Raw genomic sequence first — 26265 nt, forward strand, 5'->3', positions numbered from 1 at the left:
CTTGTCGCCGGTCCACCTCTGCTGGACCAGACCCGCTCGGACGATGTTGCTCACGCGTTCTCCCTCCGTGGCGCCAGGGCCAGGTAGACGAGCAGGCCGCCGACCAGGCCGACGACCCAGTTGTAGTCGTAGAGCGGTTTGAGCGCCGGGATCAGGCCCTCCGCCGGGAACGGCCCGCCGTACGCGCCGCCCACCGCGAGCACGGAGCCGACGGCGGTCGCCAGGACCGCCCGCCAGTTCCAGCCCGCGCGGAACCAGTAGGCGCCGCGTCCGGCCAGGTAGAGGTCGGCCAGTTCGAGCCGGGTGCGGCCGAGCAGCCAGTAGCCGGCGACGAACACGCCCGCCACCGACGCCAGCAGCCCGCCGTAGAAGCCCAGCCAGGCGAAGACGTAGATCGACGGGTCGGCGATCAGCCGCCACGGCTGGATCAGGACCCCGACCACACCGGTGATCAGGCCGCCCAGCGCGAAGGTGATCTTCTTCGGGAACGCGTTGGAGAAGTCGTAGGACGGGCTGACCACGTTCGCCGCCAGGTTCGCCGACGCCGTCGCCACCCCCAGCGCCACCAGCGCGACGAGCACCACCGCGGTGTTGTCGAACCGGCTCGCCAGCTCCGCCGGGTCCCAGATCGCCTCCCCGTACAGCGCGGTCGCGCCGGACGTGGTCAGGATCGCCACGATCGCGATGAACGACATCGTGGTGGGCAGGCCGAGCACCTGGCCGAGCACCTGCTTGCGCTGGCTGCCGCCGAACCGGGTGAAGTCCGGCATGTTCAGCGACAGCGTCGACCAGAACGCGATCATGCCCATCAGCGCCGGGAAGAACACCTTCCAGAAGTCCGGGCCCCAGCCCAGCGCCGACGGCTCGGACAGGATCGGGCCGAACCCGCCCGCCTCGACCGCCACGTAGGCCAGCAGCACCAGGAAGCCCACCGACACCAGGGGAGCGGTCCAGTTCTCGAACCGCCGGATCGCCTCCATGCCGCGCCAGATCACCAGCATCTGGACCACCCAGAACGCCAGGAAGCACAGCCACAGCGTCCACACCTGGCCCAGCACGACCGGGGCGTTCGACCAGCCCTCGCCCGCCAGCCGGCCGACGATCACGTGCAGCGCCTTGCCGCCGACCCAGGTCTGGATGCCGAACCACGCGCACGCGACGAACGCCCGCAGCAACGCCACCAGGTTGGCCCCGCGCACCCCGTAGAACGCGCGGGCGAACACCGGGAACGGGATGCCGTACTTCGTGCCCGCGTGGCTGTTGAGCAGCATCGGGACCAGCACGACCAGGTTGCCCAGGGTGATCGTCAGGAACGCCTGCACCCAGTCCATGCCCAGCGCCACCAGCGACGCGGCCAGCGTGTAGCTGGGGATGTTGTGCGCCATGCCCATCCACAGCGCGAAGAAGTTGTAGGTCGTCCAGGTGCGCCGCTCCAACGGGACCGGGGCGAGTTCGGGGTTGTAGTACGGGCTGTCGGCGATCGCGGAATGATCACGGAGTTCCACGCGGCCGTCGGGACCCGATGTGACCTGCGTTGCGGAGTCGAGGGCCATCGGTCACTCCCCTGTTACGCTCGTGAAACACCCTCTGGTTCGGGTGGATCGGCGCGAATCCCATCCCGGCATCCTCGGCTCGGCCCGCGTGCGCTGGGCAGTGTCAGAGTGTCCACGCTTGCCATGATCAGGGCACACTCTGTCCATTGCCACCCCGCCCGGCGCGCCGACTTGTCGAGAATGCGGCCACTCCGCGTCCCCAGCCCCTCGACTGGGTGTTAACAGTGACCTACCGTCGTGTGGATGAAGCTCGAACTGAGACACCTGCGGGTCGTGTGCGCGATCGCCGACGCGGGCAGCCTCTCCAAGGCGTCTTCCTTGCTGGGCTTGGCGCAGCCCGCGCTCACCGCGCAACTGCACCGGATAGAGGGCCTGCTCGGCGGCAAGCTGTTCGAGCGGGACCACAAGGGGGCGCGGCCCACGCCGCTCGGTGAACTCGTGCTGGAACGCGCCCGCGTCCTGCTGCCGGCCTTCTCCCGGCTCCAGGAGGACGCGCTGCGGCTGGTGGACGACAACATGCCCAGCGAGCGCTACCGGGTCGGCGCGGTCAACGGCCCGATGCTCGGCGGGGTCGTGCACCGGATCACCGAGTCGCACCCCGGCGCGCACGTGAGCACCCAGGTCTCGTGGTCCAACGAGGAACTCGCCGCCGCGGTCGCCCAGGGCCGGCTGGACTACGTGCTGGCCGCGGTCTGCGGCGACGCGCCACCGCCCTCGGAGTACGGGCTCACCTGGAGCGTGATCGCGGTCGACCCGATCTTCGTGCTGATCCCCGACGACCACCCGTTCACCCTGCTCGACGAGGTGGAACTGGGGCAGCTCAAGGACATGCAGTGGGCCGTGGTGCCCGGCGACGGCTGTTTCGGCGAGTGCTTCGTCGCCGCGTGCAGCCGCTCCGGCTTCACCCCGCGCACGATGTACGAGGTCGACATCAACAGCTGCATCGACCTCGCCGCCTCCGGTGACGCGGTCGCGCTGTGCCAGCCCACGTTCCGCCGCGCGCCCGGCGTCGTCGCGATTCCGCTCGCGGGCGCGCCGCTGCGCTGGCGGCACCTGATCGGCTGGGACCCGGAAAGCCCCGCGGCGGAGTTCGGTCCGCACGTGCTGCGCTACGCCGGAGAGGCTTATAAAGACACCGCGGAACGCAATCCCCGTTACTCGGCGTGGTTGCGTTCGCATCCCGACTTCGGCGTGGTCCGCTACCACGCGCGGGAGACGGTGAGCCCCTGATCACCCGAATGCCTCACCATCATGCGGTCGTATGACCCAGCCGGTATTACCGCTTTCGGACGGGTCGAAATACTTTTCACGGGGAATCCCTGCACTCCTCCCGAGGAGAAATTCCCATGTCGACACTGTTGAGACCACTGGCGCTGGCCGCAGCGCTGGTGACCGCCGGAGCCCTGGCTCCCACCGCGCAAGCGGCCCCGGCGGACCAGAGCACCGAGATCCTCGCCGCCATCCAACGCGACCTGGGGCTGGACACCGCCCAGGCGCGGGAGCGGCTGTCGGCCGACCGGACGTCCAGCGACACGGCCCGCGACCTGCGCAAGCGGCTGGACACCCGGTTCGGCGGCGCGTGGATCGACGCGTCCGGCGCCTTGACCGTCGCGGTCACCACGCAGGCCGACCTGGACCAGGTCGGCCGAGGTCGGGGCCGGCTCGTGCAGCGCAGCGAGCACGACCTGGACGCGGTCAAGTCCACTTTGGACCGCAACGTCGCGAAGGCGCCCCGGTCCGTCCCCGGCTGGTACGTCGACCTGCCCACGAACACCGTCGTGGTCAAGTCGCAGCCGGAGAAGCTGTCCGCCGCCCGCGCGTTCGTCGCGGCCAGCGGAGTCGGCGCGACCGCGGTGCGGTACGTGGCCACCACCGAAGCCCCGCGCCCGCTGATCGACGTCGTCGGCGGCAACGCGTACAACATCGGCAGCGGCACGCGCTGCTCGGTCGGCTTCTCGGTCAACGGCGGCTTCATCACCGCCGGGCACTGCGGCACCACGGGCGCGTCGACGTCCAACCCGAGCGGCTCGTTCCGGGGATCCTCCTTCCCCGGCAACGACTACGCGTGGGTCCAGGTCGCCGCGGGCAACACCCCGCGCGGCCTGGTGAACAACTACTCGGGTGGCACGGTGTCGGTCGCGGGGTCGCAGGACGCGGCGGTCGGCGCGACGGTGTGCCGGTCGGGCTCGACGACCGGTTGGCACTGCGGCACGATCCAGGCCCGCAACTCGTCGGTGACCTACCCCCAGGGCACGGTGACCGGCCTGATCCAGACCACGGTCTGCGCGGAGCCCGGTGACTCCGGCGGCTCGCTGGTCGCGGGCACCCAGGCGCAGGGCGTCACGTCCGGCGGTTCGGGCAACTGCTCGTCCGGCGGCACGACGTACTTCCAGCCGGTCAACGAGATCCTCCAGACCTACGGCCTGACCCTGGTGACCGGCGGCGGTGGCGGCAACCCGAACCCGCCCACCGGCTGCGCCTCGGCGGAGGCCCGCTACACCGGTTCCCTGGCCGCGGGCGGCCAGGTGTTCCAGCCGAACAACAGCTACTACCAGTCCACGGTCTCCGGCGCGCACGTCGGGTGCCTGGTGGGGCCGAGCGGCGCCGACTTCGACCTGTACCTCCAGAAGTGGAACGGCAGTTCGTGGGTCGTCGTGGCCAAGGGCGACAGCCCGTCGGCCAACGAAACCGTGACGTACAACGGCACCGCCGGCTACTACCGGTTCCAGGTGCACGCGTACAGCGGTTCCGGCAGCTACACGCTGGGGGTCACCAACCCCTGATTCCTGGGGGAGTCGACCCGTCGTGGGTCCGTGCCGAGTCTCCCCGGCGCGGGCCCGCGACGGGCCGCGCACGATAGTCCACTGTGGACGGTTCAGTGAAGGTTCTCGAACGGGTGACGAGCAATACGCAGCGTCAGTCACCCGATCGAGAGGGTGTGGAGATCGACCAGGGGTGCCGATAGAGGTTTGGTCAACCGTTCGGTCCCCAATCAGGATGGGAACATCGTGTCTGCACACCGCACCCGCGGAATTCTGCGCGCCGCAGCCCTGCTCGCCGCCGGCGCGGCACCGCTGCTGGCCGGCACCGCTTCGGCGGCCGAGGCTCCGCTGGACACCGTGGAGGGCAAGCTCGGCGAGGCCGCCCAGCGCGTCGACGCCGGCCTGACCAGGCCGGCCACCGAGCTGGTCGCCGGTCAGGCGCTCAAGCTGCCCACGCAGGGCCAGGCACCCGTGGCGTCCGCGCCGCAGCTGCCCTCCTCCGGCCTGCCGACCTCCGGCCTGCCGACGAACGCGCTGTCCACCGCGGGCCTGCCGACGAACTCGCTGCCCCCCGTGGCGGGGACGCCGGGCCTGCCCCAGCTGCCCCTCGTGCCGCTCGGCGCGACCGCGCCCCAGGCCCGCGAGGTGGGCACGCCGTCGGTGACGAAGCTGCCCGGCGCGCCCGAGGTCAAGCCGCCGACGGTCAACAAGCCCGCACTGCCGGGCCTGCCGGGCGGTGCCGGGCCGGTCTCCCTCCCGTTCCTGGGCTGAGCGCGCGTCGGCACCGCCCCGGTCCCCCCGGGGCGGTGCCGACGTCGGCGGCCGGATCGCGTGCTCAGGGCTCGCCCATTTCCGCCACCAGCAGCGCCACGTAGAGCGACAGGACCGATTCGGGATCTTCCAGCGACACCCCGAGGACCTGTTCGATCCGGGAGAGCTGTTGGTAGTACGCGGTCCGGGACAAATGCGCGGCGGCAGCGGCAGCCGATTTGTTCCCGCCGTTCTCGCAATAGCAGCGGAGCAGTTCCACCAGCCGGCTGCCCTGATTCGCGTCCCGGTTGATCAACGCGCCGAGTTCGCGGTCCGCGAAAGCCCGCACGCGCTCGTCGTCGCGCAGCAGGTGCAGCAGCCCGCGCAGCCGCACGTCGTCCAGCCGGTGGTAGAGCCGGTTGCCCGGCGACCGCAGCGCCGCGCCCGCGATGTGCGCGGCCTCGCCGAGACTGCGCCGCACGTCGGCCGTCGCCGTCACGGTGGTGCCGACGGCGATCACCACCGGCAGCGCGTGCTGCGTCGCGGCGGCGGTCCGGTGCACCTCGCGGGCCAGGCGGCGCAGCACGCCGTCCAGCCCGGCGGCGGGCGGCAGCGACAGCAGCGCCCGCACGCTGGTGTCGTCCACGACCCCGACCAGCGCGGGCACGGTCACCCGGCGGGTGGCCAGCGCGGTCGCCTCGGCCAGGTCCCGCAGCACCTCCTGGGTGGCCAGCGCCTGCGCCGGCGCGGTGGCCGTGCCCGGCCGGATCGCCACGCCGACGAGCTGGCGGCGCTCCAGCGGCACGCCGAGCGCCGCCGCGCGGGCCGGCAGGTCCTGCGGCGGCCGGCCGAGCAGCTGGGTGAGCAGCGTGCGATGGGTCTGCCGCTCCAGCGACTCCCGGTCCCGCGCCACCAGCCGGTGCACGGCCAGCGCGGACGCCGCCCGCTCGGCCACCACGACGTGCCGGTGCGGCGGCGGCTCCGGTGACACGACCACCAGCCGGCCCCAGTCGGCCCCGCGCGCGCCGACCACGGTGACCAGCCAGCCCGAGCCCTCGTGGTACGCGGTGCGCTCGGGCAGCGACACCGCCTGCGACCGGGTGCCCCAGTCGGTGAGCAGCGCCGTCGGGTCCTGACCGGCCGCGTCGTAGGCCAGCACCTCGTGCCCCAGGGTCTCCAGCACGACCGGCAGCCCGGAGGTCCGGGCCACCTCGCGCAGCACCTCGGCCGGCTCCGCCCCGGCCACGGTCAGCGCGGTGAACGTCTCGTGCACCTGCTCCGCCGCCCGCAGCTCGGCGAGCTGGGCGTCCACGATCAGGGCCACCACGGCTTCGGTGACCGACACGAACCGGGTTTCCCGGGCCAGCGTCACCAGGGGCAGCCCGTGCCGCTCGGCGGCGGCCACCAGCGCGCCGGGCACCTCGTCCTCCCACCGCCGGACCAGCTCCACGACCAGCCCGGACGCGCCCACGGCGGCCAGGTCGTCGACGTAGCGGGTCAGCCCCGCCGGCTCGTCGGGCAGCGCGATCCCCGTGGTCAGCACGAGTTCGCCGCCGCGCAGCAGGTGCGCGATGTCGGCGATCTCGGCGGCGTGCACCCAGCGCACCCGGCGCTGCATCCCGGCCGCGCCCGCGATGACCCGGGGCTTGCCCCGGCGGATGACCGGCAGGGCGAGCGCTTCGGCAACCGTGGGGTACATGGACACAACGTAATGCGAACTGCCGAAAAGCGGTACACGTTGTGCATGGCGGCGCTGCGGTGTCCCGACGAGACTTTGCACCACTGACGCCCCTGAGGAGGACTCGATGGCACCCGAAGAAGGTGTGCACGGCGGCGCCCACGCGGACCTGCTGGCCCGGCACCGCGCGGTGATGCCCGACTGGCTGGCGCTGTACTACGAACAGCCCATCGAGCTGGCGAGCGCGCGCGGTCGCCGGGTGACCGACCGCGAGGGCAACACCTACCTCGACTTCTTCGCCGGGATCCTGACCAACGCGATCGGCTACGACGTGGCCGAGATCAGCGACGCGATCCGCGGTCAGCTGGACACCGGCGTGCTGCACAGCTCGACGCTGTACCTGATCCGCGCCCAGGTGGAGCTGGCGGAGAAGATCGCCGGGCTCTCCGGCATCCCGGACGCCAAGGTGTTCTTCACCAACTCCGGCACCGAGGCCAACGAGACCGCGCTGATGCTGGCCACCGGGTACCGCCGCAGCGACCAGGTGCTGGCGCTGCGCAACTCCTACCACGGCCGGTCGTTCGCGAGCATGGCGGTGACCGGCAACCGGGGCTGGTCGGCGTCCTCGCTGAGCCCGCTCAAGGTCAGCTGGGTGCACGGCGGCTACCGCTACCGCAGCCCGTTCAAGGACCTCTCCGACGCCGACTACATCAAGGCGTGCGTCGCGGACCTGCGCGAGGTCATCGAGACGACCACGGCGGGCGACGTGGCGTGCCTGCTGGCCGAGCCGATCCAGGGCGTCGGCGGGTTCGCCACCCCGCCGGACGGCCTGTTCGCGGCCTTCAAGGAAGTCCTCGACGAGTACGGCGTCCTGCTGATCTCGGACGAGGTGCAGACCGGGTGGGGGCGCACCGGCGAGCACTTCTGGGGCATCCAGGCGCACGGCGTGACGCCGGACGCGATGACCTTCGCCAAGGGCCTGGGCAACGGGCTGGCGATCGGCGGCGTGGTGGCCCGGGGCGACCTGATGGACAGCATCAGCGCCAACTCGATCTCCACCTTCGGCGGCAACCCGGTGTCCACCGCCGGCGCGCTGGCGACGCTGGACTACCTGCTGGACAACGACCTGCAGGCGAACGCGGCGAAGATGGGCGACCTGCTGGGCCACGGGCTGCGCGCCATCGCCGAGGACCGGCCCGCCGTCGGCGACGTGCGCGGCAAGGGCCTCATGGTCGGCATCGAACTGGTCGGCCCGGCGGGCGAACCCGACCCGAAGGCCGCCACCGCGGTGCTGGAGGGCAGCCGGGAACGCGGCCTGCTGGTCGGCAAGGGCGGCTTGTACGGCAACGTGATCCGCCTCGCGCCGCCGATGACGGTGACCGAGGACGAGGTCGGCGAAGCACTGGGCATCCTGGGGGACGTGCTGTGAGGATCACCCACCGGATCGGCGGAAAGCCCTGGGGCGGCGAGACGTCCCGCAGCGGCGAGGTGTACGACCCGGCCACCGGGAAGGTCGCCGCGCACGTCGACTTCGCGTCGGCGGCCACCGTGGACGAGGCGGTGGCGGCGGCCGGGTCCGCGTTCGCCGACTGGCGCAACGCCTCGCTCACCCGGCGCGCCAACGTGATGTTCGCGTTCCGGGAGCTGCTCAACGCGCGCAAGGGCGAGCTGGCCGCGATCGTGACCGCCGAGCACGGCAAGGTGCTGTCCGACGCGGCGGGCGAGGTCCAGCGCGCGCTGGAGGCCGTGGAGTTCGCGTGCGGCATCCCGCACCTGCTCAAGGGCGGGTTCAGCGAGAACGCGTCCAGCCGGGTCGACGTGTACTCGATCCAGCAGCCGCTGGGCGTGGTCGGCGTGATCTCGCCGTTCAACTTCCCGGCGATGGTGCCGTTGTGGTTCGTGCCCAACGCGATCGCGTGCGGCAACACGGTCGTGCTCAAGCCGTCCGAGAAGGACCCTTCGGCGTCGGTGTTCCTCGCGGAGCTGTTCGCCGAGGCGGGGTTGCCCGACGGCGTGCTCAACGTGGTGCACGGCGACAAGGAGGCCGTCGACCGGATCCTGGAGCACCCGGAGGTCAAGGCGGTGTCGTTCGTCGGTTCGACGCCGATCGCCAAGTACGTCTACGAGACCGGGACCCGGCACGGCAAGCGGGTCCAGGCGCTGGGCGGCGCCAAGAACCACATGGTCGTGCTGCCCGACGCCGACCTCGACCTGGCCGCCGACGCGGCGGTCTCGGCGGGCTTCGGCTCGGCGGGGGAGCGCTGCATGGCCATCTCGGTCGTGGTCGCGGTCGACCCGGTCGGGGACGAGCTGGTCGCCAAGATCGGCGAGCGGATCGCCGGGCTGCACGTCGGGGACGGTCGTCGGCCGGGCTGCGAGATGGGCCCGCTGGTGACCGGCGCGCACCGCGACAAGGTCGCGTCCTACGTGGACGCCGGGGTCGCGGAGGGCGCGGCGCTCGTGGTGGACGGTCGCGGGCACCCGATCGACGGCGAGGCGGACGGGTTCTGGCTCGGGCCCACGCTGTTCGACCACGTCGGACCGGACATGTCGGTGTACCGGGACGAGATCTTCGGGCCGGTGCTGTCCGTGCTGCGGGTCGAGTCGTACGACGACGCGGTGCGGGTGGTCAACGCCAACCCGTACGGCAACGGCACCGCCATCTTCACCAACGACGGCGGCGCGGCGCGGCGGTACCAGAACGAGGTCGAGGTGGGCATGGTCGGCGTGAACGTGCCGATCCCGGTCCCGGTGGCCTACTACTCGTTCGGCGGGTGGAAGGACTCGCTGTTCGGCGACTCGCACGCGTACGGGCCGGAGGGCGTGCACTTCTTCACCCGCACCAAGGTCGTCACCGGCCGCTGGCTCGACCCGTCGCACGGCGGCGTCAACCTGGGCTTCCCGCAGAACACCTGAGTCCGCGCGACGGCCCGGTTCCGACCGGAACCGGGCCGTCGCGACGAGTAGTCGAACAATTCTCCACTATTGCCGGCAGTGGTGGAGATCATTCGGGTTTGAGCGCACCGGAAAAACGGCGTAAGGTCGACGCCCGTCGTGCGAACTCGGCTCGGGGTCGTCGGTTCGGCTCATCACGGAATCCTGCCAGGAGTTTCTCAGGTGGTCATCACCCGACAAGGCGACCCACCCGGTCTCGTGCTGACCGGGGTCATCGAGCCGGTGGACGCGGACGCGCTGCGCGCGGCCGTGCTGGCCGAGGCCCGGCGGGACGTCCGGCTCGACCTGCGGGCCGTGCCGTTCCTGCGCACCGCCGAGCTGCGCGTCCTCTGCGCCACCGCCGCTGAGCTGGCCGAAGTCGGCCGCAGCCTGGTGCTCGACCTCGCCGCGCACCACGGCTGGGCGATCGGCGTCATGGGCTGGGCCGACGCGCCCGGCCTGGTCCTGGCGGACGGGGGCGTGCCGCGGTGAGCAACGAGCACTTCCGGCACGACGCCGCGGTGTACACCGACGACGACGAATTCCTGGAGATGTCGGTGCCGTTTGTCGAAGCCGGCCTGGCGCTCGGTGAACCGGTGCTGGTCACCACCACGCCGGCCAACCTGGAATTGCTCCGTTCGGCCCTCGGCGACCGGGCGCACCGGTTCGATTTCGCGGAAACCGCCTATTTCGGTCGACGGCCGCCGGCCCGCGCCACCGAGTTCATCCGCTATTGGCAGCGGAAAGCGGGTCCGACCGGCCGCAACGTGCGGGTGCTGGCCGAACCGCTGTGGGCCGGCCGCACCGGGGCCGACGTGCGCGCGTGGCGGCGGATGGAGGCCGGCCTCAACGTCGTGCTCGCCGACACCAACGTCTGGATGATCTGCCCGTACGACGCGCGGGTGGTCGGCGACGAGGGCGTGCGGCACGCGCTGCGCACCCACCCCGCCCACGTGCGCGGCACCGACCTGCTGGAGTCGGCGGACTACGTCGAGCCGGGCGAGTACGCGCGGGCGTGCGACGCGGTGCCGGTGCCGCCGCGCCCCGGCGACGCCGAACTGCTGCCGCTGGGCGGCGACCCGAACGCGCTGCGCCGGTTCGTCTTCGAGCACGCCGCCCGGCTCGGCCTGACCGAGCAGCACGCCGCGCTGCTGACCGTGGCGGTCGGCGAGGCGCTGCGGTTCCTCGGCGACGACGGGCACGTGGCGCTGTGGCCGACGGCCGGGTCGGTGGTGTGCGAGCTGGCCGGGTCGAGCGCGGTCGACGTCGCGCCGTTCGCCGGGTTCCGGCCGCCCGAACTCACCGCCGCGGCCGACCCCGGCGAGGGGCTGTGGGTGACCCGGCAGATCTGCGAGTCGGTGGAGGTCAGGTCCGAGCGCGGGGTCACCGTGCTGCGGCTCCAGGTGCCGGGTCCGCGCTCGGCGGAACTGGCGGGCCCGGCTCACCGGGACGGTCAGGACGACCGCGCGGCCAACGCCTGGGGCAGCGGGTCGTAGCGGCTGAAGCGACGGGTGTAGGTGCCGGTGCCGGAGGTCAGCGAGCGCAGTTCGACGGCGTAGCGCAGCAGCTCGGTCGCGGGCACCTCGGCGCGGACCACCGTGTAGCCCGGGCTCTCGGCCTCGGTGCCCAGCACCCGGCCGCGCCGCCCGGACAGGTCGCCCAGGACGGTGCCCAGGTGCTCGTCGGGCAGCCGGACGACCACCTCGTCCACGGGTTCGAGCAGCGCGGTCCGGCCGTTGCCGGCGGCGTCCTTGAGCGCGAGCGACCCGGCGGTCTGGAACGCCGCGTCCGACGAGTCCACCGAGTGCGCCTTGCCGTCCACCAGCGTCACCCGCACGTCCACCACCGGGTGGCCGCCGAGCAGGCCGCGCTCCAGCTGGGCCCGCACGCCCTTCTCCACGCTCGGGATGAACTGGTGGGGGATCGCGCCGCCGACGATCCGGTCCACGAACTCGAACCCGGCCCCGCGCGGCAGCGGCTCCACCACGATGTCGCACACCGCGTACTGGCCGTGCCCGCCGGACTGCTTCACGTGCCGGCCGTGGCCCTTGGCCTGCGCGGCGAACGTCTCGCGCAGCGCCACCCGGACCGGCTCGGTGTCGACCTCCGCGCCGCCCGCGCGCAGCCGGGCGAGCACCACGTCGGCGTGCGCCTCGCCCATGCACCACAGCACGAGCTGGTGGGTCTCGGCGTTGCGCTCCAGTCGCAACGTCGGGTCGCCGGCGACCAGCTTGCCCAGGTTGCGGGCCAGGTTGTCCTCGTCGCTGCGGCTGCGCGGCACGACCGCGACCGGCAGCAGCGGCTCCGGCATCTCCCACGGGGCGACCAGCAGCGGGCGGTCCGGCGCGGACACCGTGTCGCCGGTCTCGGCGGAGCCGAGCTTGGTCAGCGCGCACAGGTCGCCGGCCACGCAGTAGGGCACCTCGCGCAGGTTCGCGCCCAGCGGCGAGTAGACGTGCGCGACCCGCTCGTCCGCGTCGTGGTCCTCGTGTCCCCGGTCGGCCATGCCGTGGCCGGAGACGTGCACCGGGCGTTCCGGGCGCAGCGTCCCGGAGAACACCCGCACCAGCGAGACCCGGCCGACGTAGGAGTCCACGGCGGTGCGCACGACCTCCGCGACGAGCGGCCCGTCCGGGTCGGCGGCGAGCCGGGGGTGCGGGATGCCGTCCACCCCGGTCACCTCGGGCAGCGGGTGCTCCAGCGGCGACGGGAACGCCCGGGTGATCCCGTCGAGCAGTTCGGGCAGGCCCAGCCCGGTCGCCGAGCACACCGGGAGGACCGGGTGGAACGACCCGCGCGCGACCGCGGTCTCCAGGTCCGCGATCAGCGTGGCCTGGTCGACGGTCTCGCCGGCCAGGTAGCGCTCCATCAGGGTCTCGTCCTCGCTCTCCGCGATGACGCCCTCGATCAGCGCGTTGCGCTGGTCCTCGTACCGGGGGTCGGCGCTGGTCAGCAGGTTGACCAGGCCGTCGTCGCCGGGCAGGTAGAGCGGCACCACGCCCGCGCCGAACGCCTCCTGGCACGCGGCGATCCCGTTGTCGACGTCGGCCCGGTGGTGGTCGGTGCGGGCGATCACCACCGCTCTGGGCATGCCGACCGCCGCGCACTCCTGCCACAGCGCGACCGTGGTGGCGTCCACCCCCTCGGCGGCGCTGACCACGAACAGCGCGGCGTCCGCGGCGCGCAGGCCCGCGCGCAGCTCGCCGACGAAGTCCGCGTAGCCGGGGGTGTCGATGAAGTTGATCTTCACGTCGCCGTGCCGGACCGGCGCGACGGCCAGGCCCACCGACCGCTGCTGGCGCACGGCGGCCGGGTCGTGATCACAGACGGTGTTGCCTTCGGTGACCGAACCCGCTCGGGTCAGCACGCCGGTCGTGGCGAGCAGGGCCTCGGTGAGCGTCGTCTTGCCGGAGCCGGATGGGCCGACCAGCACGACGTTGCGGACCTTGGCCGGGTTGTCCACAGCGACCGCGCCTGCCGAATGGCCGTTGTCGGAGCTTTTGGTTCCCATGAGGACCACCCTCCACAAGTGTTTAGTGTTCGATCTCACACCTACGGCGGCGATGGGACAAGACCAAGCGGGTACCTCCAACCCGGCAGGAGGAACCCGGACGGGAGCTACGCAGCGTCACGACGTCCGGACGTCCACCGTCACGTCCGGGTGGTGCCGGGCGAGGTCGGCGAAGAACCGGTCCGGGTCGACCACCGCCTCCGGCGGGTGCACGCCCGGCGCGATCCCGCCGAGCTGGGCCAGGCCCAGCGCCAACGGCAGGCCGGTCGCCTCGCCCACGTCGTCCGACAGCCGGGCGAGGTCGAGCCGGGCCACCGCCGTCCGCCCGCCGCCGGCGGCCACCGCGAAGAACGGCGGCAGCGTGCCGGGCCCGGTGAACCGCTTGGCCGACGACCTCAGCACGCGCCACGCGCCGGGGCGGACCAGCGCCTCGGCGGCGGTCCGCGGGGTGAGCCGGCCCGCGTCGATGTCGCGGCGCAGCACGTCCAGGTAGGCGATCGTGGCCGGCGGGGCGACCATCAGCGTGGTGGACGTGACCGGCCGGAACGTCCGGTGGAACAGCACCGGCTCCGGGTGGCCGACGGTGTGCGCGGTGCCGGCGAGCCCACCCGGCAGCTCCAGCCGGACCGGCCGCAGCGGCGGCCGGGCGACCACCGCACCGCCCTCGACCACCGCGATCTCGCCGCTGACCTGCTTCATCCAGTGCTCGACCGCCGCGCTCACCCGCCCGTCCAGCGACCCGTCCGCCGGCCACGCCGTGTGCAGCACCTCGACGGTGCCCAGCTCGCGCACGGCCAGCGCCGCGAGCAGGTTGCTCGCGCCGGGGCTCGCGCCCATGCCGACCACCGCCCGCACCCCGGCCGCCCGCGCCGCGCCGTCCAGCGCGAACAGCCCGTCGACCGGCTCCCAGTCGTCGCAGACGTCCAGGTAGTCGGTGCCGGTGTCGATCGCGGCCCGCAGCACGGCCGGCCCGAACCGGTAGAACGGCCCGACCGCGTTCAGCACGACGTCGGCGGGCGCGAGCAGCTCCCGCAGCGCGGCCCCGTCCGCCACGTCCACCCGGACCCCGCCCGCGAGGTCGGCCACCACCACCTCGGTCACGCCCGGCAGCGCCGCCGCGACCCGTGCCGCGACCGCACCCACCGCCCCCGCGCCGCCCAGCGCCACGACCTTCACCGCAGCCCCTCCAGGAACCGCCGCATGTCGTCGAGGTAGCCGTCCACGAACAGCGCGCGCGGCGCGGCGATCGCCACCGCCGTCGTGGCGAACTCGCCCCGGTCGGCATAGGTGATGCCGTGCGTGCCCTCGGGGTAGGTCCGCACCTCCAGGCGTCGGACCAGCCGGCGGTAGCCCGCCTCGGTGTCGGCGACGTCTACGTTCACGTCCCGCCCGCCGAGCACCAGTAGGGTCGGCACCTCGACCCGGGCCAGGTCCGCCGTCGCGTCGGACTCGTGGTTGGCCAGGATGAACCGCCACCGGTCGGCCGTCAGGTCGGTGTCGCCCACCGCCGCCCGGTACTCCTCGAACGTCGACCCGCGCCGCAGGAGGTCCAGCGTCGTCTCGCGCGCGGCCAGCGCGGCGGCGACCTCCTCGGCCGGCGCGCCCCGCTCGGCCAGTTCGGCGAGCAGGTTGAACCGGCCCTGCCGGTGCCAGTTCACCGCCGGGCCGACCGCGATCACGAACCCGACGTCCGGGTGTCGGGCCGCCGCGGGCAGCACCCAGCCCGCCTGGCTGGCGCCCCACAGGCCGATCCGGTCCGGGTCGATCTCCGGTCGCCCCTTCGCCCAGGCGACCGCGTCCAGCGTCTCCCGCACCCGGTCGGCCATGGTCTGGTGCAGCCAGTTGCCCGGCGCGCCGTTCACCCCGGGCTTGTCCCAGGACAGCGACGCGTACCCGGCTCTGGCGAACGCCTCCCAGATCGGCCGGTAGAACGTCTCGTGGGTCGCGTCGATCGGCCCGTCGCCGTGCACGAACACCACCAGCCCGTGCCGTTCGCCGGTCTCCGGGAGCGCCAGCACGCCACGCAGGTCCCCGATCTCCACGCGCTCCTCGCGCAGGTCGTAGGAGTGCTGGTAGACCACCCAGCCCCCGCCCGCGATCCCGAGCACCACCAGCCCGACGAGCACGCCGAGCAACCACCGCTTCACCATCGACCTCCACAACTATCGTTTCTCCTACGAACGTAGTAGATTTGAACACATGGACGTCGAGGTGCCCACCCGGACCGTCGTCGAAGCCCTCGTGGGCGTGGACGGCACGGTCGACGCGGGGGAGTTGTACGAGGTCGCGGGCGAGCTGGGGATGAGCGACCAGCAGGTGCGGCTGTGCGTGAAGCGGCTGGTCGCGGAGGAGAAGTTCACCGTCGAGGGCCGAGGGCGTCAGGCCGTGCTCCGGATGACGCCGCACGCGCGGCGCGCCGCCGAGCCGGACATCGAGTTCGTCCGGTTCATGTACCGGCAGGACGCGGGGCAGGTGACGTGGGACGGCACGTGGCACCTGGTCGCGTTCGCCGTCCCGGAGTCGCAGCGGGCCGCGCGGGACGCGCTGCGCGACGCGATCGTGCGGTTGGGCGGCGCGGCCCTGCACGGCGGCCTGTACGTGTCGCCGCACGAGTGGGAGGAGTTGGTCGAGGGCGAGGCCGCGCAGCTCGGCGTGCTGTCCGCCGTCACGTTCCTGAGCAGCGCGGACCTGCGCGTCGGACGGGAGCGCTCGCCGACCGCCCTGGCTGCGCGGCTGTGGCCGCTGGACGAGATCGCCGCCCGCCACGAGCGGCTGGCCGAGGTCGCGCGGGTCCGGTTGCGCCGACTGGTGGAGCACGCGTCGAGGGTCGACCTGCTGCGCATCGCGGTGGAACTGGCCGCCGAGTTCACCCGGGCCGTCGAGCCCGATCCGCTGCTGCCGCCGGTGCTGCTGCCGCAGCCGTGGGTCGGCGCGCAGGCCCGGGCGCTGGTGGCGCGCTGCTGGTCGGAGCTGGCCGGGCGGTCCGACCGGCTGCCGGCGCTGTTCCGCATGTACGACGACGCCGTCGAAGTCCTCCGTTGACGGACGACGCCGCGCTGCGGGCCCGCGGCGCGATGCCGCGGCAAGCCGCCGAACGGGGGTTCGCGGTGTTCCACTCGCTGTCCGAGGTGTCGGGGTGGCGTAGGCCACTACCAGCGGTTGTGCATCGAGTGGCCTGCTGAGAACGTGCCGGATTGGCCTGCCGGGGCGGTCCACGTGGGACGTACGATGTGGGCGTCGTTCACTCAGTGGAAAGGTTGGCCGTGACCACTTCATCCGACTCCGGTACCCACGTCACCGGCACCGCCCGCGTCAAGCGCGGCATGGCGGAGATGCTCAAGGGCGGCGTGATCATGGACGTGGTCAACGCCGAGCAGGCCAAGATCGCCGAGGACGCCGGCGCGGTGGCCGTCATGGCGCTGGAGCGCGTGCCCGCCGACATCCGCGCGCAGGGCGGCGTGTCCCGGATGAGCGACCCGGACATGATCGACGGCATCATCTCGGCGGTCTCCATCCCGGTCATGGCTAAGGCCCGGATCGGGCACTTCGTGGAGGCCCAGGTCCTCCAGTCGCTAGGCGTGGACTACGTCGACGAGTCCGAGGTGCTGACCCCGGCCGACTACGCCAACCACATCGACAAGTGGCAGTTCACCGTGCCGTTCGTGTGCGGCGCGACCAACCTCGGCGAGGCCCTGCGCCGGATCACCGAGGGTGCCGCGATGATCCGCTCGAAGGGCGAGGCGGGCACCGGCGACGTGTCCAACGCGACCACGCACATGCGCAAGATCCGCGCGGAGCTGCTGCGGTTGCAGAACCTCCCGGCGGACGAGCTGTTCGTGGCCGCGAAGGAACTCCAGGCCCCGTACGAGCTGGTCCGCGAGGTGGCGGAGGCCGGCAAGCTGCCGGTCGTGCTGTTCACCGCCGGCGGCATCGCCACCCCGGCCGACGCGGCGATGATGATGCAGCTCGGCGCCGAGGGCGTGTTCGTGGGTTCGGGCATCTTCAAGTCCGGCAACCCGGCCCAGCGCGCCGAGGCGATCGTCAAGGCGACGACGTTCTACGACGACCCGGACGTGCTGGCCAAGGTCTCGCGCGGCCTGGGCGAGGCGATGGTGGGCATCAACGTGGACGAGATCCCGCAGCCGCACCGCCTGGCCGAGCGCGGCTGGTAGGCACTTCGACGGCGGCCCGCAGGACTCCGGTCCCGCGGGCCGTCGTGCGTTTCAGGACACCGCGAAGAGTTCGACGTCGACCTGGTGGCCGTTCGCCCCGGCGAGCTTCGCGTCACACGTGATCAGCGGGACGTTCAGCTGCCAGGCACGTTCGACAAGTGGCCGCAGCGGTGCCCGGTCGACGGGCGCGGCGTGGACCATGGCATTGCCGTGCCGGCTTCCGCTGTGGTCAGCGCCTCGATCCGTTCCAGGCGGCGCAGCACGCCCAGGGCTTCGGCGTCGATGAGCGCGGGCGCGGTCGCGGTCGAAGTGGACAACCGGCGCAACAGCACCCGGTCCGGGGTTCCGGCCGCGACGATCTCGATCAGCGCCGAGCAGTCGACCACGATGGTCGGGTTCACTTCTCGACCTCCCCGGCCCGGACCTCTCGGAGCGCATCGACGACCGTGTCCCGATCGACGCCCCAGCTCGATCCGTCGCTCGTTCGGCCCATTCCTCCATGGTCGGGTGGGCCGCCATCTCGAAGATCGTGTTGCGAAGGCAGGCCGTGAGCGACATGCCCGCCCGGCCCAGTGTGCATGCAGGCCTTGTCGGCGAATTCCCGTGTTGAACGCAGTCGCTCGAACGCGTGTTCTACACGTGCTCCATCACCATCACCACCGCCGTGCCCGGTTCCAACGCCGCGCACGTGTGCGGCACGTCGCCCGGGTACAGCATGTAGTCGCCCTCGCCGAGTTCCACGGGATTGCTCTGCGGCCCCGCCGTCACCCGTCCCCGGCTCACGATCAGGTGCTCGACCGTCCCCGGCATGTGCGGCTCCGACTCGCGCGGCGCGCCCGGTTCGACGTGCAGCAGGTAGATGTCGCGCCGCGCCCCCGGTGGGCACGAGGCCAGCAGCGTCGCCGTGTAGTGCGACCGCTCCGAGTAGATCGACGGCCCCTCGCCGGCCCGGATCACCTGAACCCGGGCGGCGGGCGGGTCCACCAGCCGGCTGAACGGGACCCCCAGCGCGACCCCCAGCGCCCACAGGGTCTCCACGCTCGGGTTGCCGCTCCCGCCCTCCAACTGCGACAACGTCGACTTCGCGACCCCCGCCCGCTTCGCCAACTCGCTCAACGACAGTCCCACGCGCTCCCGCTCCCGCCGCAACGACGCGGCGATGACCTCCAGCGGTGCCCCTGTGTTCGGCATGACAGTCCAATCGTTCGTCTTGACGAACAGTCCCTCACTGTTCATCGTAGAAGACGATGCGTTCGATATGGCGAACCCTGGACAACGGCCTGCTGCGTGACGTCGTCGCGGTGGCCGCCGGCGCTGCGGTCAACGGTGCCTCCTTCGGCGCGATCGCGGTGGCCGCCGGCCTGCCCTGGTGGCTGCCCGTGGTCATGTCGCTGCTGGTCTTCGCCGGTGGCTCGCAGTTCATGGCGGTCGGCATCGTCGCCGCCGGCGGCAGCCCGGCCGCCGCGGTGCTGGCCGGGCTGGTGCTCAACGCCCGGCACCTGCCCTTCGGCCTGGCGGTCGGCGACGTGCTCGGCCGGGGTCTGGTCGCCCGGATCGTCGGCAGCCACCTGCTGATCGACGAGACCGTCGCGTTCGCGCTCGCCCAGCGCGACCCGGCGCGCGCCCGCGCCGCCTACTGGTCCTGCGGCATCGCGCTGTTCGGCGCGTGGAACGTCGCCGTGGTCGCCGGCGCGCTGGTGGGCCAGGCGATCGGCGACCCCGGCGCGTTCGGGCTGGACGCGGCGTTCCCGGCGGCCCTGCTCGCGCTGACCCTGCCCGCCCTGAAGGACCGGCGCACCCGGCACGCGGCCCTGCTCGGCTCGGCGATCGCCCTGGCCGCCACCCCGTACCTGCCCGCCGGCCTGCCGGTGCTGCTCGCCCTGGGCGGTCTGGCGGTCGCGCTCACCACCAGGAAGGAGGTGCCGGCGTGACCCTGGCCGCCGTCCTGGTGCTCGCTGCGGGCACGTTCGCGTTCCGGCTGGCCGGCCCGCTGCTGCGGGACCGGCTCACCATCCCCGAAAAGGCCCGGGAACTGCTGTCCTCGTCGGCCACCGTGCTGCTGGTCGCGCTCGTCGCGACCGCCGCGCTGACCAAGGGCCAGGGGTTCGCCGGCTGGGCGCTGCCGGCGGGCGTGCTGGTCGGCGGGCTGGCCGCGTGGCGCAAAGCGCCGTTCGTGGTCGTGGTGATCATCGCCGCCGCCACGACCGCCGGCCTGCGGTTCGCCGGCGTCGCCTAGATGATCGATTCCCAGGGGTGGGCACCTGCTGAAGGCCGCGCCGCATCTGACCCCGTGGCGTCCGGGGGTCGGCATCCGACTCCGGGTTGACCGATGCGGAGCCGGTCACCCCGGCGGTGATGCGGGCACTGCTCGGGTCCACCTCCGAGGCCAGGTGGCTGCGCCACGCCCGCGCACACCCGGGGCACCTGTTCCGGTACCTGCCCCGCCAACCCGGCTACAACAACAAGCGGCTGCGCAAGGCGTCCGGGGTGGAATGCGGCCGTTCCCGGGAGACCGCGAAACGCCCGGACCTTGCAGGGTGGGCGCAGTACGGCTACTGCGCTTCCCCTTCCCGCTGGTTTCGGGGCCCGCGCCAGCACCTGGTCCGCACGCCGGGCGGGCTGCCGGTCGGGTTCGCCCCGACCTGGGCCGGCCTCGTCCTGCTGCGCCGGGCCCTTGGAATCAATCATCTAATCCCGGTCCCGCACGTACGGGCGCAGCCGCGCGGTCAACGCGTCCCGGCCGTCGTCCGCCGCCGGACGGCTGCTGCCCCGCTTGCCCGCCAGCACGTCCTCCACGAACGCCGCCACCGCGCGCGGCGGCGGCACCAGCGACACGCCCAATCGGGCCAGCACCTCAGGCGGTTCGGTGGGGTCGGTCTCCACGGCTATCGACCAGCCGTGCAGCTCGCTCCACAACAGCATCAGGTCGGGGCCGGCGCGCTCGGCGAGCCCCAGGTACGCGGTCGCGGTGTCGCTGACCTCGTACTCCGTGCCTTCGGGCGGCACGCCGACCTGTTCTGCGACGGCCTGCACATATCCGGCCAGTCCTACGGTCAGCTCGTCCATACGGACCATTCTGTCCCGATCAGCCGATGATCGGTGCCGCCAGCCAGCCCTCGGGCACGCCGAGGGCGTCCACCAGACGCCGCGCGTTCGGGCGCAAACCGGCGCACAGCTCGTTCACAGCCTGCGTCACGGCCTTCGACCGCGCCGTCGTCAGCCTGCCGTGTTCCAGGAACCACGCCCGGTCCGCCTCGATCGTGCTCAGCGCGTACAGGTCGCACACGGTGTCCAACAGCGCCGCGTCCGCCGGGTCCGCGCACCGGTCGACGGCCGCCACGAACGCCTCCAGCACGACCCGGTCGACGTGCGCCCTCGCGGCGTGCAGCACGTGGTCCTGCGCGGCGTTGAACACGTCGAACGCGTCCTCGGCGGTGGCCCGCCGCAACCGCCGCGCCAACCCCTCCAGCACGTGCCGCTCGCGGTCCTCGAACTGCCGCAACTGCCAACCCCGGTCGAGCAACGCCTCGGAACTGCCGCTGACCAGCCGGTCGATGATCGCCCGCGCCGCCGTCCGCTCGATCACCACCCCGACGAACTGGTCGGCCACGAACCGCGCCATGCCCAACGGGTCCAGGTCGCCCACGTGGTCGCGGTAGCTGGTCAGCAACCCCTTCGCCACCAGTTGCAGCAACACCGTGTTGTCGCCCTCGAACGTGGTGAACACGTCCGTGTCGGCCTTCAACCCGGCCAGCAGGTTCTCGCCCAGGTACCCGGCCCCGCCGCACGCCTCCCGGCACGCCTGGATGGTCGCCGTGGCGTGCCAGGTCGCGACCGCCTTCAGCCCCGCCGCCCGCGACTCCAGTTCCCGCTGCGCCCGGTCGTCGGCCACGTCGTGCAGCGCCGACACCAGCTCCTCCTGCGCGAAGTGCAGGGCGTAGGTCGTGGCCAGCGCGGGCAGCAGCCGCCGCTGGTGGGCCAGGTAGTCCAGCACCACGACCTCCTCGCCGGAGTCCGGCCGGGTGAACTGCCGCCGGGTCAGCCCGTACCGGATCGCGATGGTCAGCGCCTTCTTCGTCGCGCTGCCCGCGCCGCCCGCGACGCTGATCCGCCCGCGCACCAACGTGCCGAGCATGGTGAAGAACCGCCGCCCGTCCCCCTCGACCGGGCTGGTGTACCCGCCGTCCGCCGACACCGACCCGTACCGGTCCAACAGCGCCGAACGTGGCACCCGGACCTGGTCGAACCACAACCGCCCGTTGTCCACGCCGTTCAACCCGGCCTTGGGCCCGCAGTCCTCGATCCGCACACCCGGCATCGGCGCGCCCGACCCGTCCCGGATCGGCACCAGCAGCGCGTGCACGCCGTGCGCGGTGCCGCCCGTCACCAACTGCGCGAACACCACGGCCATCCGCCCGTCCCGCGCGGCGTTGCCGATGTAGTCCTTACGCGCCGACACGTCCGGCGTGTGCACGACGAACTCCTGCGCCTCGACGTCGTAGGTGGCCGTGGTCCGCAGGTGCTGCACGTCCGACCCGTGCCCGGACTCCGTCATCGCGAAGCAGCCGGGCAACTCCAGGCTCATGATCGCCGGAAGCAGCTCGTGGTGCTCCCGCGTGCCCAACGCCTGCACCGCCCCGCCGAACAGCCCCCACTGCACGCCGGCCTTCACCATCAACGACAGGTCGCCGAACCCCAGCACCTCGAACGCCACCACCGAGCCGCCGACGTCGTCGCGCCCGCCGTACTCCGCCGGGAAGCCGATCAACGGGTGCCCGCCGGCGGCCAGCACCCGCAGCTGCTCCCACACCCAGGCCCGGTACTCCTCCCGCTCCAGCTCACCGGCCGGCTCCACCTTCCCGAGCAGGTCCAGCGAGGCGCGGCGGAGGTCCGCCCAGCGACCGTCCAGCAGATCACGGAGTGCGTCAGCCATGGCGAATTGCTAACACACCGCGGACTCCGCCGCCGCTCACTCCACTGTGGTCGGCGGCACGGTGTGCTTGCGGACGTGCTGGAACAGCAGGTTCGTGTGCAACTCGCTCACCTCGCGCCGCGTCGTGAACCGGTCGAGCACCAGCCGTTGCAGATGAGCCGTGTCGGCAACGGCCACGTGCACCAGGAAGTCCTCCGGCCCCGCCACGTGCGACACCGCCAGCACCTCCGGCAGCGACAGCACGTACTCCATGAACGGCTCCACGACGGCCCGCGTGTGCGGCCGGACCCGCACCGCGATGACGGCCTGCACCGGCCGCCCGACCGCCGCCAGGTCCACCTCCGCGTGGTACCCGGTGATCACGCCCCGATCCCGCAGCGCCCGGTGCCGCACCACGCACGTCGAGGCGGCCACGTTCACCCGCTCGGCCAGCTCCTTGTTGGGCAGCCGAGCGTCCTTCTGCAACTCCCGCACGATCGCGGCGTCCACCGAATCCACAGCGGCCAACACCCCATCCCGTCGAACACCCTGCGGAATCATCCCCACACGACCGACGAGAAGTCCACGATCCGCCCATGACACGCTTGCGGACGACGGCGGTGCACGGTGGACGCGACGACCTCGCGGAACTGGGCGTGCACGCACCCCCGATCGACCTGTCGACCACCTACCCCGTGCCCGACCAGGCCGAGGGCGGCGAAGCCCTGCAAGCCCTGGCCGAAGGTGCCGCGCACGCCACCTCACCGGTCTACTCACGCCTGCACAACCCCACCGTGGCCAGGTTCGAAAACGCACTGGCCGCACTCGAACTGACCGAAGCCGCAGTGGCCTTCGGCAGCGGAATGGCCGCCGTGACCGCCGTAATCCAGGCCGCGTGCGTAATGGCCGGCAAACCGCACGTGGTGGCCGTAAGGCCGCTCTACGGCGGCACCGACCACCTCCTTTCGTCCAATCTCCTGGGTGTCCACACCACCTACACCACCCCTGACAACGTCGAAGCCGCCATCACCCCGGAAACCGGTCTGGTGGTCCTGGAAACCCCGGCCAACCCCAATCTCGACCTCATCGACATCAACCACATCACCACCCAGGCCGGCCGCGTTCCGGTGATGGTCGACAACACCTTCGCGACACCGGTCCTGCAAAACCCGGCAATCCTGGGCGCGACCTACGTGCTGCACTCCGGCACCAAATACCTGGGTGGTCACGGAGACGTCCTGGGCGGTGTGGTCGCGTGCGCCGAATCGGACGCCACAGCACTGCGCCAGATCAGGATCATCACCGGTGCCGTGCTTCACCCCCTCGGCGGCTACCTGCTCCACCGAGGACTGGCGACCCTTCCCCTGCGCGTCGAAGCGGCCCAACGAACCGCGACGGAACTCGCGGCCCGCCTCGTCCAGCACCGGGCGACCACCCAGGTCAACCACCCCAGCCTCACCGCCGACCCCCTCCTGGGCAGCCAACTGCGCGGCCCCGGCGCGATGCTCGCCTTCACCACCGCCGACGACCCCACCGCCCTGGTCCGCAGACTGCGCCTGATCACCCCGGCGGTCAGCCTCGGCTCGGTCGACACCCTCATCGAGCACCCCGCGGCCCTCACCCACCGCCTGGTCCCCGCGGCGGACCGCCAAGCCAGTGGCGTTTCGGACAACCTGCTGCGCCTGAGCGCCGGGCTCGAAGACGTCGAGGACCTCTGGGACGACCTGGACCAGGCCCTCTCGAAAAGCCCGACGCCCAAACCCCGAAGCGCCTGTGACACTCATTACATCAAATCTTCCTCAAGCCAATTCCACACCCTCACCGGGAGCCACTAACGTTCGGCCACCATGAATGAGCAGAGGGCAATGGAGCCGGACGCCGACGGCTACACCAAAGCGCTGTCGAAACGCCAGGTGCAGATGATCGCCATCGGCGGCGCCATCGGAGTCGGACTGTTCCTGGGCGCGGGCGGGAGACTCGCCCAGGCCGGTCCCGCCCTCGTGTTCGCGTACGCCGCCTGCGGAATCGCCGCGTTCTTCGTGATGCGCGCACTGGGCGAATTGGTCCTGCACCGGCCCACCGCCGGCAGTTTCGTGGAATACGCCCGCGAGTTCATCGGCCCGTGGGCCGGATTCACCTCCGGGTGGATGTACTGGGTGAACTGGGCGATGACCGGGATCGCCGAGATCACCGCCGTCGCCATCTACGTGCACCGCTGGCTGCCGGACGTCCCGCAGTGGATCACGGCGCTGATCGCCCTCGGCGCGCTCGTCGGCATCAACCTGGTGTCGGTCAAGCTGTTCGGCGAACTGGAGTTCTGGTTCAGCGTCATCAAGATCACCGCGCTGGTGGTGTTCCTGTTCACCGGCGCGGCCCTGGTGATCGGCAGCGCCGACATCGGCGGCCACCAGGCGGGCGCGCACAACCTGTTCGGCAACGGCGGCATGTTCCCGGCCGGCATCGGCATCGCCCTGATGACGCTCCAGGCCGTGATCTTCGCCTACTCGGCGGTCGAACTCGTCGGCATCGCGGCGGGGGAGACCGCCAACCCGCGCGAGGTGATGCCCAAGGCCATCAACGGCGTCGTCTACCGCATCGGCATCTTCTACGTCGGCTCCGTGCTCCTGCTCGCGATGCTCCTGCCGTGGAACCTCTACAGCGGCGCGGAAAGCCCGTTCGTCACGGTGTTCTCCGCCCTCGGCGTCCCCGCCGTCGGCGACATCATGAACGCCGTGGTGCTCACCGCCGCGCTCTCGTCGTGCAACTCGGGCCTCTACTCCACCGGCCGCATCCTGCGGTCGCTGGCGCAGAAGGGCGAGGCCCCCGCGTTCACCGGGAGGATGAACTCCCGGCACGTGCCCTACGGCGGCATCCTGTTCACCTCCGTCGCCTACCTGGCCGGTGTGGTCCTGAACTACCTCGTGCCCAAGGAGGCGTTCGACATCGCCATCGCGATCGCCTCCCTCGGCGTCGTCGCGACGTGGGCCACCCTGATCGTCAGCCAGCTCAAACTCCGCCAAGCCGCCCTGCGCGGCGAACTGGAGCGCCCGGCCTACCGGATGCCCGGTGCCCCCTACACCGGTTACGCCACGCTCGGCTTCCTGGCCCTGGTCATCGTCCTGATGGCCTTCGCCGGCACCCCCGAGCGGATCGCGTTCTGGTCCATCCCCGTGCTCGCCGTCGTGCTCTACCTCGGCTGGCGAGCCGTGCAGTCCCGCCGTCCGGAGGCCCACCAGGCCGCCGAGCGGTTCGCCGCCCGCGACTAGCACCGCCCCGGGAGGCCCGGACCGGCCCGGACGGGGTGCCACGAGCACCCCGTCCGGGCCGGTCACCTAGGCTGGTGGGAGTTCAACGAGGAGGAAAACCAGCCGTGTCCGTCGTCGGTGTCCTCGCCCTCCAGGGCGACGTCCGTGAACATCTCGTCGCCCTCGCCGAAGCCGACGTGCTGGCCCGCCCGATCCGCCGCCCGGAAGAGCTGGCCGAGGTCGACGGCGTGGTGCTGCCCGGTGGCGAGTCCACCACGATCAGCCGCCTGCTCGCGACGTTCGAGCTGCTGGAGCCGCTGCGCGCGCGGATCAAGGAGGGAATGCCGACCTACGGTTCGTGTGCCGGCATGATCCTGCTCGCCGATCAGGTCCTCGACGGCCGGGCCGACCAGCACCAGCTGGGCGGGCTGGACATCGTCGTGCGGCGCAACGCGTTCGGCCGGCAGGTGGACTCCTTCGAGGCGGACCTGGACTTCACCGACGTGGGCGAGGTGCACGCGGTGTTCATCCGCGCCCCGTGGGTGGAAAACGTGGGAGAAGGCGTGGAAGTACTCGCCCGAGTCCCCGAATCCGCGGAGGCGGGAGCCGCCGCCGGTAGGATCGTCGCGGTTCGGCAGGGGCACGTGCTCGCCACCTCGTTCCACCCGGAACTGACCGGCGACGGGCGCGTGCACCGCCATTTCGTGGACATGGTCCGTGCCGCGGGCTGAGTATCAGACGGAGGAGA

At 72.1% G+C, this 26265-nt stretch carries 23 protein-coding genes and 2 pseudogenes; 15 read left to right on the top strand and 10 right to left on the bottom strand.

Annotated elements, in window-relative coordinates; genetic code table 11:
• Window positions 1–10: 10 nt before the first annotated feature.
• Window positions 11–1553: pseudogene (locus AC0HI0_RS03945) on the bottom strand (NCS1 family nucleobase:cation symporter-1); the annotation flags it as partial.
• 243 nt (window positions 1554–1796) lie between these two features.
• On the opposite strand from AC0HI0_RS03945, the gene AC0HI0_RS03950 reads away from it, so the two are divergent.
• The 3 genes from AC0HI0_RS03950 to AC0HI0_RS03960 all read left to right on the top strand — a co-directional run bounded on the left by AC0HI0_RS03950 (window position 1797) and on the right by AC0HI0_RS03960 (window position 5086).
• Complete coding sequence (locus AC0HI0_RS03950) at window positions 1797–2783, top strand: LysR family transcriptional regulator (RefSeq protein WP_480930861.1); 987 nt, start codon at window positions 1797–1799, stop codon at window positions 2781–2783.
• 116 nt (window positions 2784–2899) lie between these two features.
• The gene (locus AC0HI0_RS03955) at window positions 2900–4336 is read left to right on the top strand and encodes a S1 family peptidase (protein WP_480930862.1); all 1437 of its coding nucleotides are present in this window, start codon (window positions 2900–2902) and stop codon (window positions 4334–4336) included.
• Between the two features lie 225 nt (window positions 4337–4561).
• Window positions 4562–5086: a hypothetical protein gene (locus tag AC0HI0_RS03960; RefSeq protein WP_480930863.1), complete on the top strand. Its 525-nt coding sequence runs from the start codon at window positions 4562–4564 to the stop codon at window positions 5084–5086.
• Window positions 5087–5150: 64 nt separating this feature from the next.
• Here the strand turns inward: AC0HI0_RS03960 and AC0HI0_RS03965 are convergent, their stop codons facing one another.
• Complete coding sequence (locus AC0HI0_RS03965) at window positions 5151–6764, bottom strand: PucR family transcriptional regulator (protein WP_480930864.1); 1614 nt, start codon at window positions 6762–6764, stop codon at window positions 5151–5153.
• Window positions 6765–6870: 106 nt separating this feature from the next.
• On the opposite strand from AC0HI0_RS03965, the gene AC0HI0_RS03970 reads away from it, so the two are divergent.
• The 4 genes from AC0HI0_RS03970 to AC0HI0_RS03985 all read left to right on the top strand — a co-directional run bounded on the left by AC0HI0_RS03970 (window position 6871) and on the right by AC0HI0_RS03985 (window position 11173).
• Window positions 6871–8172 (top strand): aspartate aminotransferase family protein, encoded by a 1302-nt coding sequence (locus AC0HI0_RS03970; protein WP_480930865.1) that lies wholly within the window; start codon window positions 6871–6873, stop codon window positions 8170–8172.
• Window positions 8169–9659: a CoA-acylating methylmalonate-semialdehyde dehydrogenase gene (locus AC0HI0_RS03975; protein ID WP_480930866.1), complete on the top strand. Its 1491-nt coding sequence runs from the start codon at window positions 8169–8171 to the stop codon at window positions 9657–9659. The genes AC0HI0_RS03970 and AC0HI0_RS03975 overlap by 4 nt, the downstream gene beginning before the upstream one ends.
• A 201-nt stretch (window positions 9660–9860) precedes the next feature.
• Entirely contained in the window at window positions 9861–10169 is a 309-nt protein-coding gene (locus tag AC0HI0_RS03980; protein WP_480930867.1) for an STAS domain-containing protein, read from the top strand.
• Window positions 10166–11173: an anti-sigma factor RsbA family regulatory protein gene (locus AC0HI0_RS03985; RefSeq protein ID WP_480930868.1), complete on the top strand. Its 1008-nt coding sequence runs from the start codon at window positions 10166–10168 to the stop codon at window positions 11171–11173. Before AC0HI0_RS03980 ends, AC0HI0_RS03985 begins: the two co-directional genes overlap by 4 nt.
• Here AC0HI0_RS03985 and AC0HI0_RS03990 read toward each other — a convergent pair.
• The 3 genes from AC0HI0_RS03990 to AC0HI0_RS04000 all read right to left on the bottom strand — a co-directional run bounded on the left by AC0HI0_RS03990 (window position 11131) and on the right by AC0HI0_RS04000 (window position 15338).
• Window positions 11131–13188 carry an elongation factor G-like protein EF-G2 gene (locus AC0HI0_RS03990; protein ID WP_480930869.1) on the bottom strand — a complete coding sequence of 686 codons (2058 nt, stop codon included), beginning with the start codon at window positions 13186–13188 and terminating at the stop codon, window positions 11131–11133. The genes AC0HI0_RS03985 and AC0HI0_RS03990 overlap by 43 nt on opposite strands.
• Before the next feature lie 117 nt (window positions 13189–13305).
• The gene (locus AC0HI0_RS03995) at window positions 13306–14364 is read right to left on the bottom strand and encodes a saccharopine dehydrogenase NADP-binding domain-containing protein (protein WP_480930870.1); all 1059 of its coding nucleotides are present in this window, start codon (window positions 14362–14364) and stop codon (window positions 13306–13308) included.
• Window positions 14361–15338 carry an alpha/beta hydrolase family protein gene (locus AC0HI0_RS04000; protein WP_480930871.1) on the bottom strand — a complete coding sequence of 326 codons (978 nt, stop codon included), beginning with the start codon at window positions 15336–15338 and terminating at the stop codon, window positions 14361–14363. Before AC0HI0_RS04000 ends, AC0HI0_RS03995 begins: the two co-directional genes overlap by 4 nt.
• Before the next feature lie 49 nt (window positions 15339–15387).
• Between AC0HI0_RS04000 and AC0HI0_RS04005 the strand changes: the two genes are divergently transcribed.
• Both AC0HI0_RS04005 and pdxS read left to right on the top strand, forming a co-directional pair.
• Window positions 15388–16230, top strand: coding sequence for a PaaX family transcriptional regulator C-terminal domain-containing protein (locus AC0HI0_RS04005; RefSeq protein WP_480930872.1), 843 nt, complete (start codon window positions 15388–15390; stop codon window positions 16228–16230).
• A 221-nt stretch (window positions 16231–16451) separates the two neighbouring features.
• A complete protein-coding gene (pdxS, locus tag AC0HI0_RS04010) occupies window positions 16452–17360 on the top strand; it encodes a pyridoxal 5'-phosphate synthase lyase subunit PdxS (RefSeq protein WP_480930873.1) in 909 nt (302 codons plus the stop codon).
• A gap of 134 nt (window positions 17361–17494) precedes the next feature.
• On the opposite strand, the gene AC0HI0_RS04015 is transcribed toward pdxS, so the two are convergent.
• Both AC0HI0_RS04015 and AC0HI0_RS04020 read right to left on the bottom strand, forming a co-directional pair.
• Window positions 17495–17761, bottom strand: a complete 267-nt coding sequence (locus AC0HI0_RS04015; protein WP_480930874.1) for a hypothetical protein — start codon at window positions 17759–17761, stop codon at window positions 17495–17497.
• 232 nt (window positions 17762–17993) lie between these two features.
• A complete protein-coding gene (locus AC0HI0_RS04020; protein ID WP_480930875.1) occupies window positions 17994–18551 on the bottom strand; it encodes a helix-turn-helix domain-containing protein in 558 nt (185 codons plus the stop codon).
• A gap of 56 nt (window positions 18552–18607) precedes the next feature.
• On the opposite strand from AC0HI0_RS04020, the gene AC0HI0_RS04025 reads away from it, so the two are divergent.
• From AC0HI0_RS04025 to AC0HI0_RS04035, 3 genes and pseudogenes are all read left to right on the top strand, one after another.
• Window positions 18608–19291 (top strand): AzlC family ABC transporter permease, encoded by a 684-nt coding sequence (locus tag AC0HI0_RS04025; protein ID WP_480930876.1) that lies wholly within the window; start codon window positions 18608–18610, stop codon window positions 19289–19291.
• Entirely contained in the window at window positions 19288–19596 is a 309-nt protein-coding gene (locus AC0HI0_RS04030) for an AzlD domain-containing protein (RefSeq protein WP_480930877.1), read from the top strand. The genes AC0HI0_RS04025 and AC0HI0_RS04030 overlap by 4 nt, the downstream gene beginning before the upstream one ends.
• Window positions 19597–19624: 28 nt before the next feature.
• Window positions 19625–20009 (top strand): annotated as a pseudogene (locus AC0HI0_RS04035) (transposase family protein); the annotation flags it as partial.
• Between the two features lie 39 nt (window positions 20010–20048).
• On the opposite strand, the gene AC0HI0_RS04040 reads toward AC0HI0_RS04035, so the two are convergent.
• Genes AC0HI0_RS04040 through AC0HI0_RS04050 form a run of 3 tightly spaced genes read right to left on the bottom strand, consistent with a single transcriptional unit; the run spans window position 20049 to window position 22803 of the window.
• Window positions 20049–20426 (bottom strand): DUF6292 family protein, encoded by a 378-nt coding sequence (locus AC0HI0_RS04040; protein ID WP_480930878.1) that lies wholly within the window; start codon window positions 20424–20426, stop codon window positions 20049–20051.
• Between the two features lie 19 nt (window positions 20427–20445).
• On the bottom strand, window positions 20446–22293 hold the full coding sequence (locus AC0HI0_RS04045) for an acyl-CoA dehydrogenase family protein (RefSeq protein WP_480930879.1): 1848 nt from the start codon (window positions 22291–22293) through the stop codon (window positions 20446–20448).
• Between the two features lie 36 nt (window positions 22294–22329).
• On the bottom strand, window positions 22330–22803 hold the full coding sequence (locus tag AC0HI0_RS04050; RefSeq protein ID WP_480930880.1) for an Lrp/AsnC family transcriptional regulator: 474 nt from the start codon (window positions 22801–22803) through the stop codon (window positions 22330–22332).
• Window positions 22804–22868: 65 nt separating this feature from the next.
• Here AC0HI0_RS04050 and AC0HI0_RS04055 point away from each other — a divergent pair, with 65 nt between their 5' ends.
• The 3 genes from AC0HI0_RS04055 (at window position 22869) to pdxT (ending at window position 26248) form a co-directional block, all read left to right on the top strand.
• Complete coding sequence (locus AC0HI0_RS04055; protein WP_480930881.1) at window positions 22869–24107, top strand: trans-sulfuration enzyme family protein; 1239 nt, start codon at window positions 22869–22871, stop codon at window positions 24105–24107.
• A 12-nt stretch (window positions 24108–24119) separates the two neighbouring features.
• Window positions 24120–25538 (top strand): amino acid permease, encoded by a 1419-nt coding sequence (locus tag AC0HI0_RS04060; RefSeq protein WP_480930882.1) that lies wholly within the window; start codon window positions 24120–24122, stop codon window positions 25536–25538.
• Window positions 25539–25642: 104 nt separating this feature from the next.
• Window positions 25643–26248 carry a pyridoxal 5'-phosphate synthase glutaminase subunit PdxT gene (gene pdxT, locus AC0HI0_RS04065; RefSeq protein WP_480930883.1) on the top strand — a complete coding sequence of 202 codons (606 nt, stop codon included), beginning with the start codon at window positions 25643–25645 and terminating at the stop codon, window positions 26246–26248.
• The last annotated feature ends 17 nt before the right edge of the window (window positions 26249–26265 follow it).

The sequence above is a fragment of the Saccharothrix sp. NBAS 001 genome (assembly GCF_056640475.1).

Excerpts from the sequence above, each read along its gene's own strand:
- AC0HI0_RS03950 (WP_480930861.1), top strand. The coding sequence starts at position 1,797 with ATGAAGCTCGAACTGAGACACCTGCGGGTCGTGTGCGCGATCGCCGAC.
- AC0HI0_RS03955 (WP_480930862.1), top strand. The coding sequence starts at position 2,900 with ATGTCGACACTGTTGAGACCACTGGCGCTGGCCGCAGCGCTGGTGACC.
- AC0HI0_RS03965 (WP_480930864.1), bottom strand. The coding sequence starts at position 6,764 with ATGTACCCCACGGTTGCCGAAGCGCTCGCCCTGCCGGTCATCCGCCGG.
- AC0HI0_RS03970 (WP_480930865.1), top strand. The coding sequence starts at position 6,871 with ATGGCACCCGAAGAAGGTGTGCACGGCGGCGCCCACGCGGACCTGCTG.
- AC0HI0_RS03990 (WP_480930869.1), bottom strand. The coding sequence starts at position 13,188 with ATGGGAACCAAAAGCTCCGACAACGGCCATTCGGCAGGCGCGGTCGCT.
- AC0HI0_RS04000 (WP_480930871.1), bottom strand. The coding sequence starts at position 15,338 with ATGGTGAAGCGGTGGTTGCTCGGCGTGCTCGTCGGGCTGGTGGTGCTC.
- AC0HI0_RS04005 (WP_480930872.1), top strand. The coding sequence starts at position 15,388 with ATGGACGTCGAGGTGCCCACCCGGACCGTCGTCGAAGCCCTCGTGGGC.
- AC0HI0_RS04020 (WP_480930875.1), bottom strand. The coding sequence starts at position 18,551 with ATGCCGAACACAGGGGCACCGCTGGAGGTCATCGCCGCGTCGTTGCGG.
- AC0HI0_RS04025 (WP_480930876.1), top strand. The coding sequence starts at position 18,608 with ATGCGTTCGATATGGCGAACCCTGGACAACGGCCTGCTGCGTGACGTC.
- AC0HI0_RS04040 (WP_480930878.1), bottom strand. The coding sequence starts at position 20,426 with ATGGACGAGCTGACCGTAGGACTGGCCGGATATGTGCAGGCCGTCGCA.
- AC0HI0_RS04045 (WP_480930879.1), bottom strand. The coding sequence starts at position 22,293 with ATGGCTGACGCACTCCGTGATCTGCTGGACGGTCGCTGGGCGGACCTC.
- AC0HI0_RS04055 (WP_480930881.1), top strand. The coding sequence starts at position 22,869 with ATGACACGCTTGCGGACGACGGCGGTGCACGGTGGACGCGACGACCTC.
- AC0HI0_RS04060 (WP_480930882.1), top strand. The coding sequence starts at position 24,120 with ATGAATGAGCAGAGGGCAATGGAGCCGGACGCCGACGGCTACACCAAA.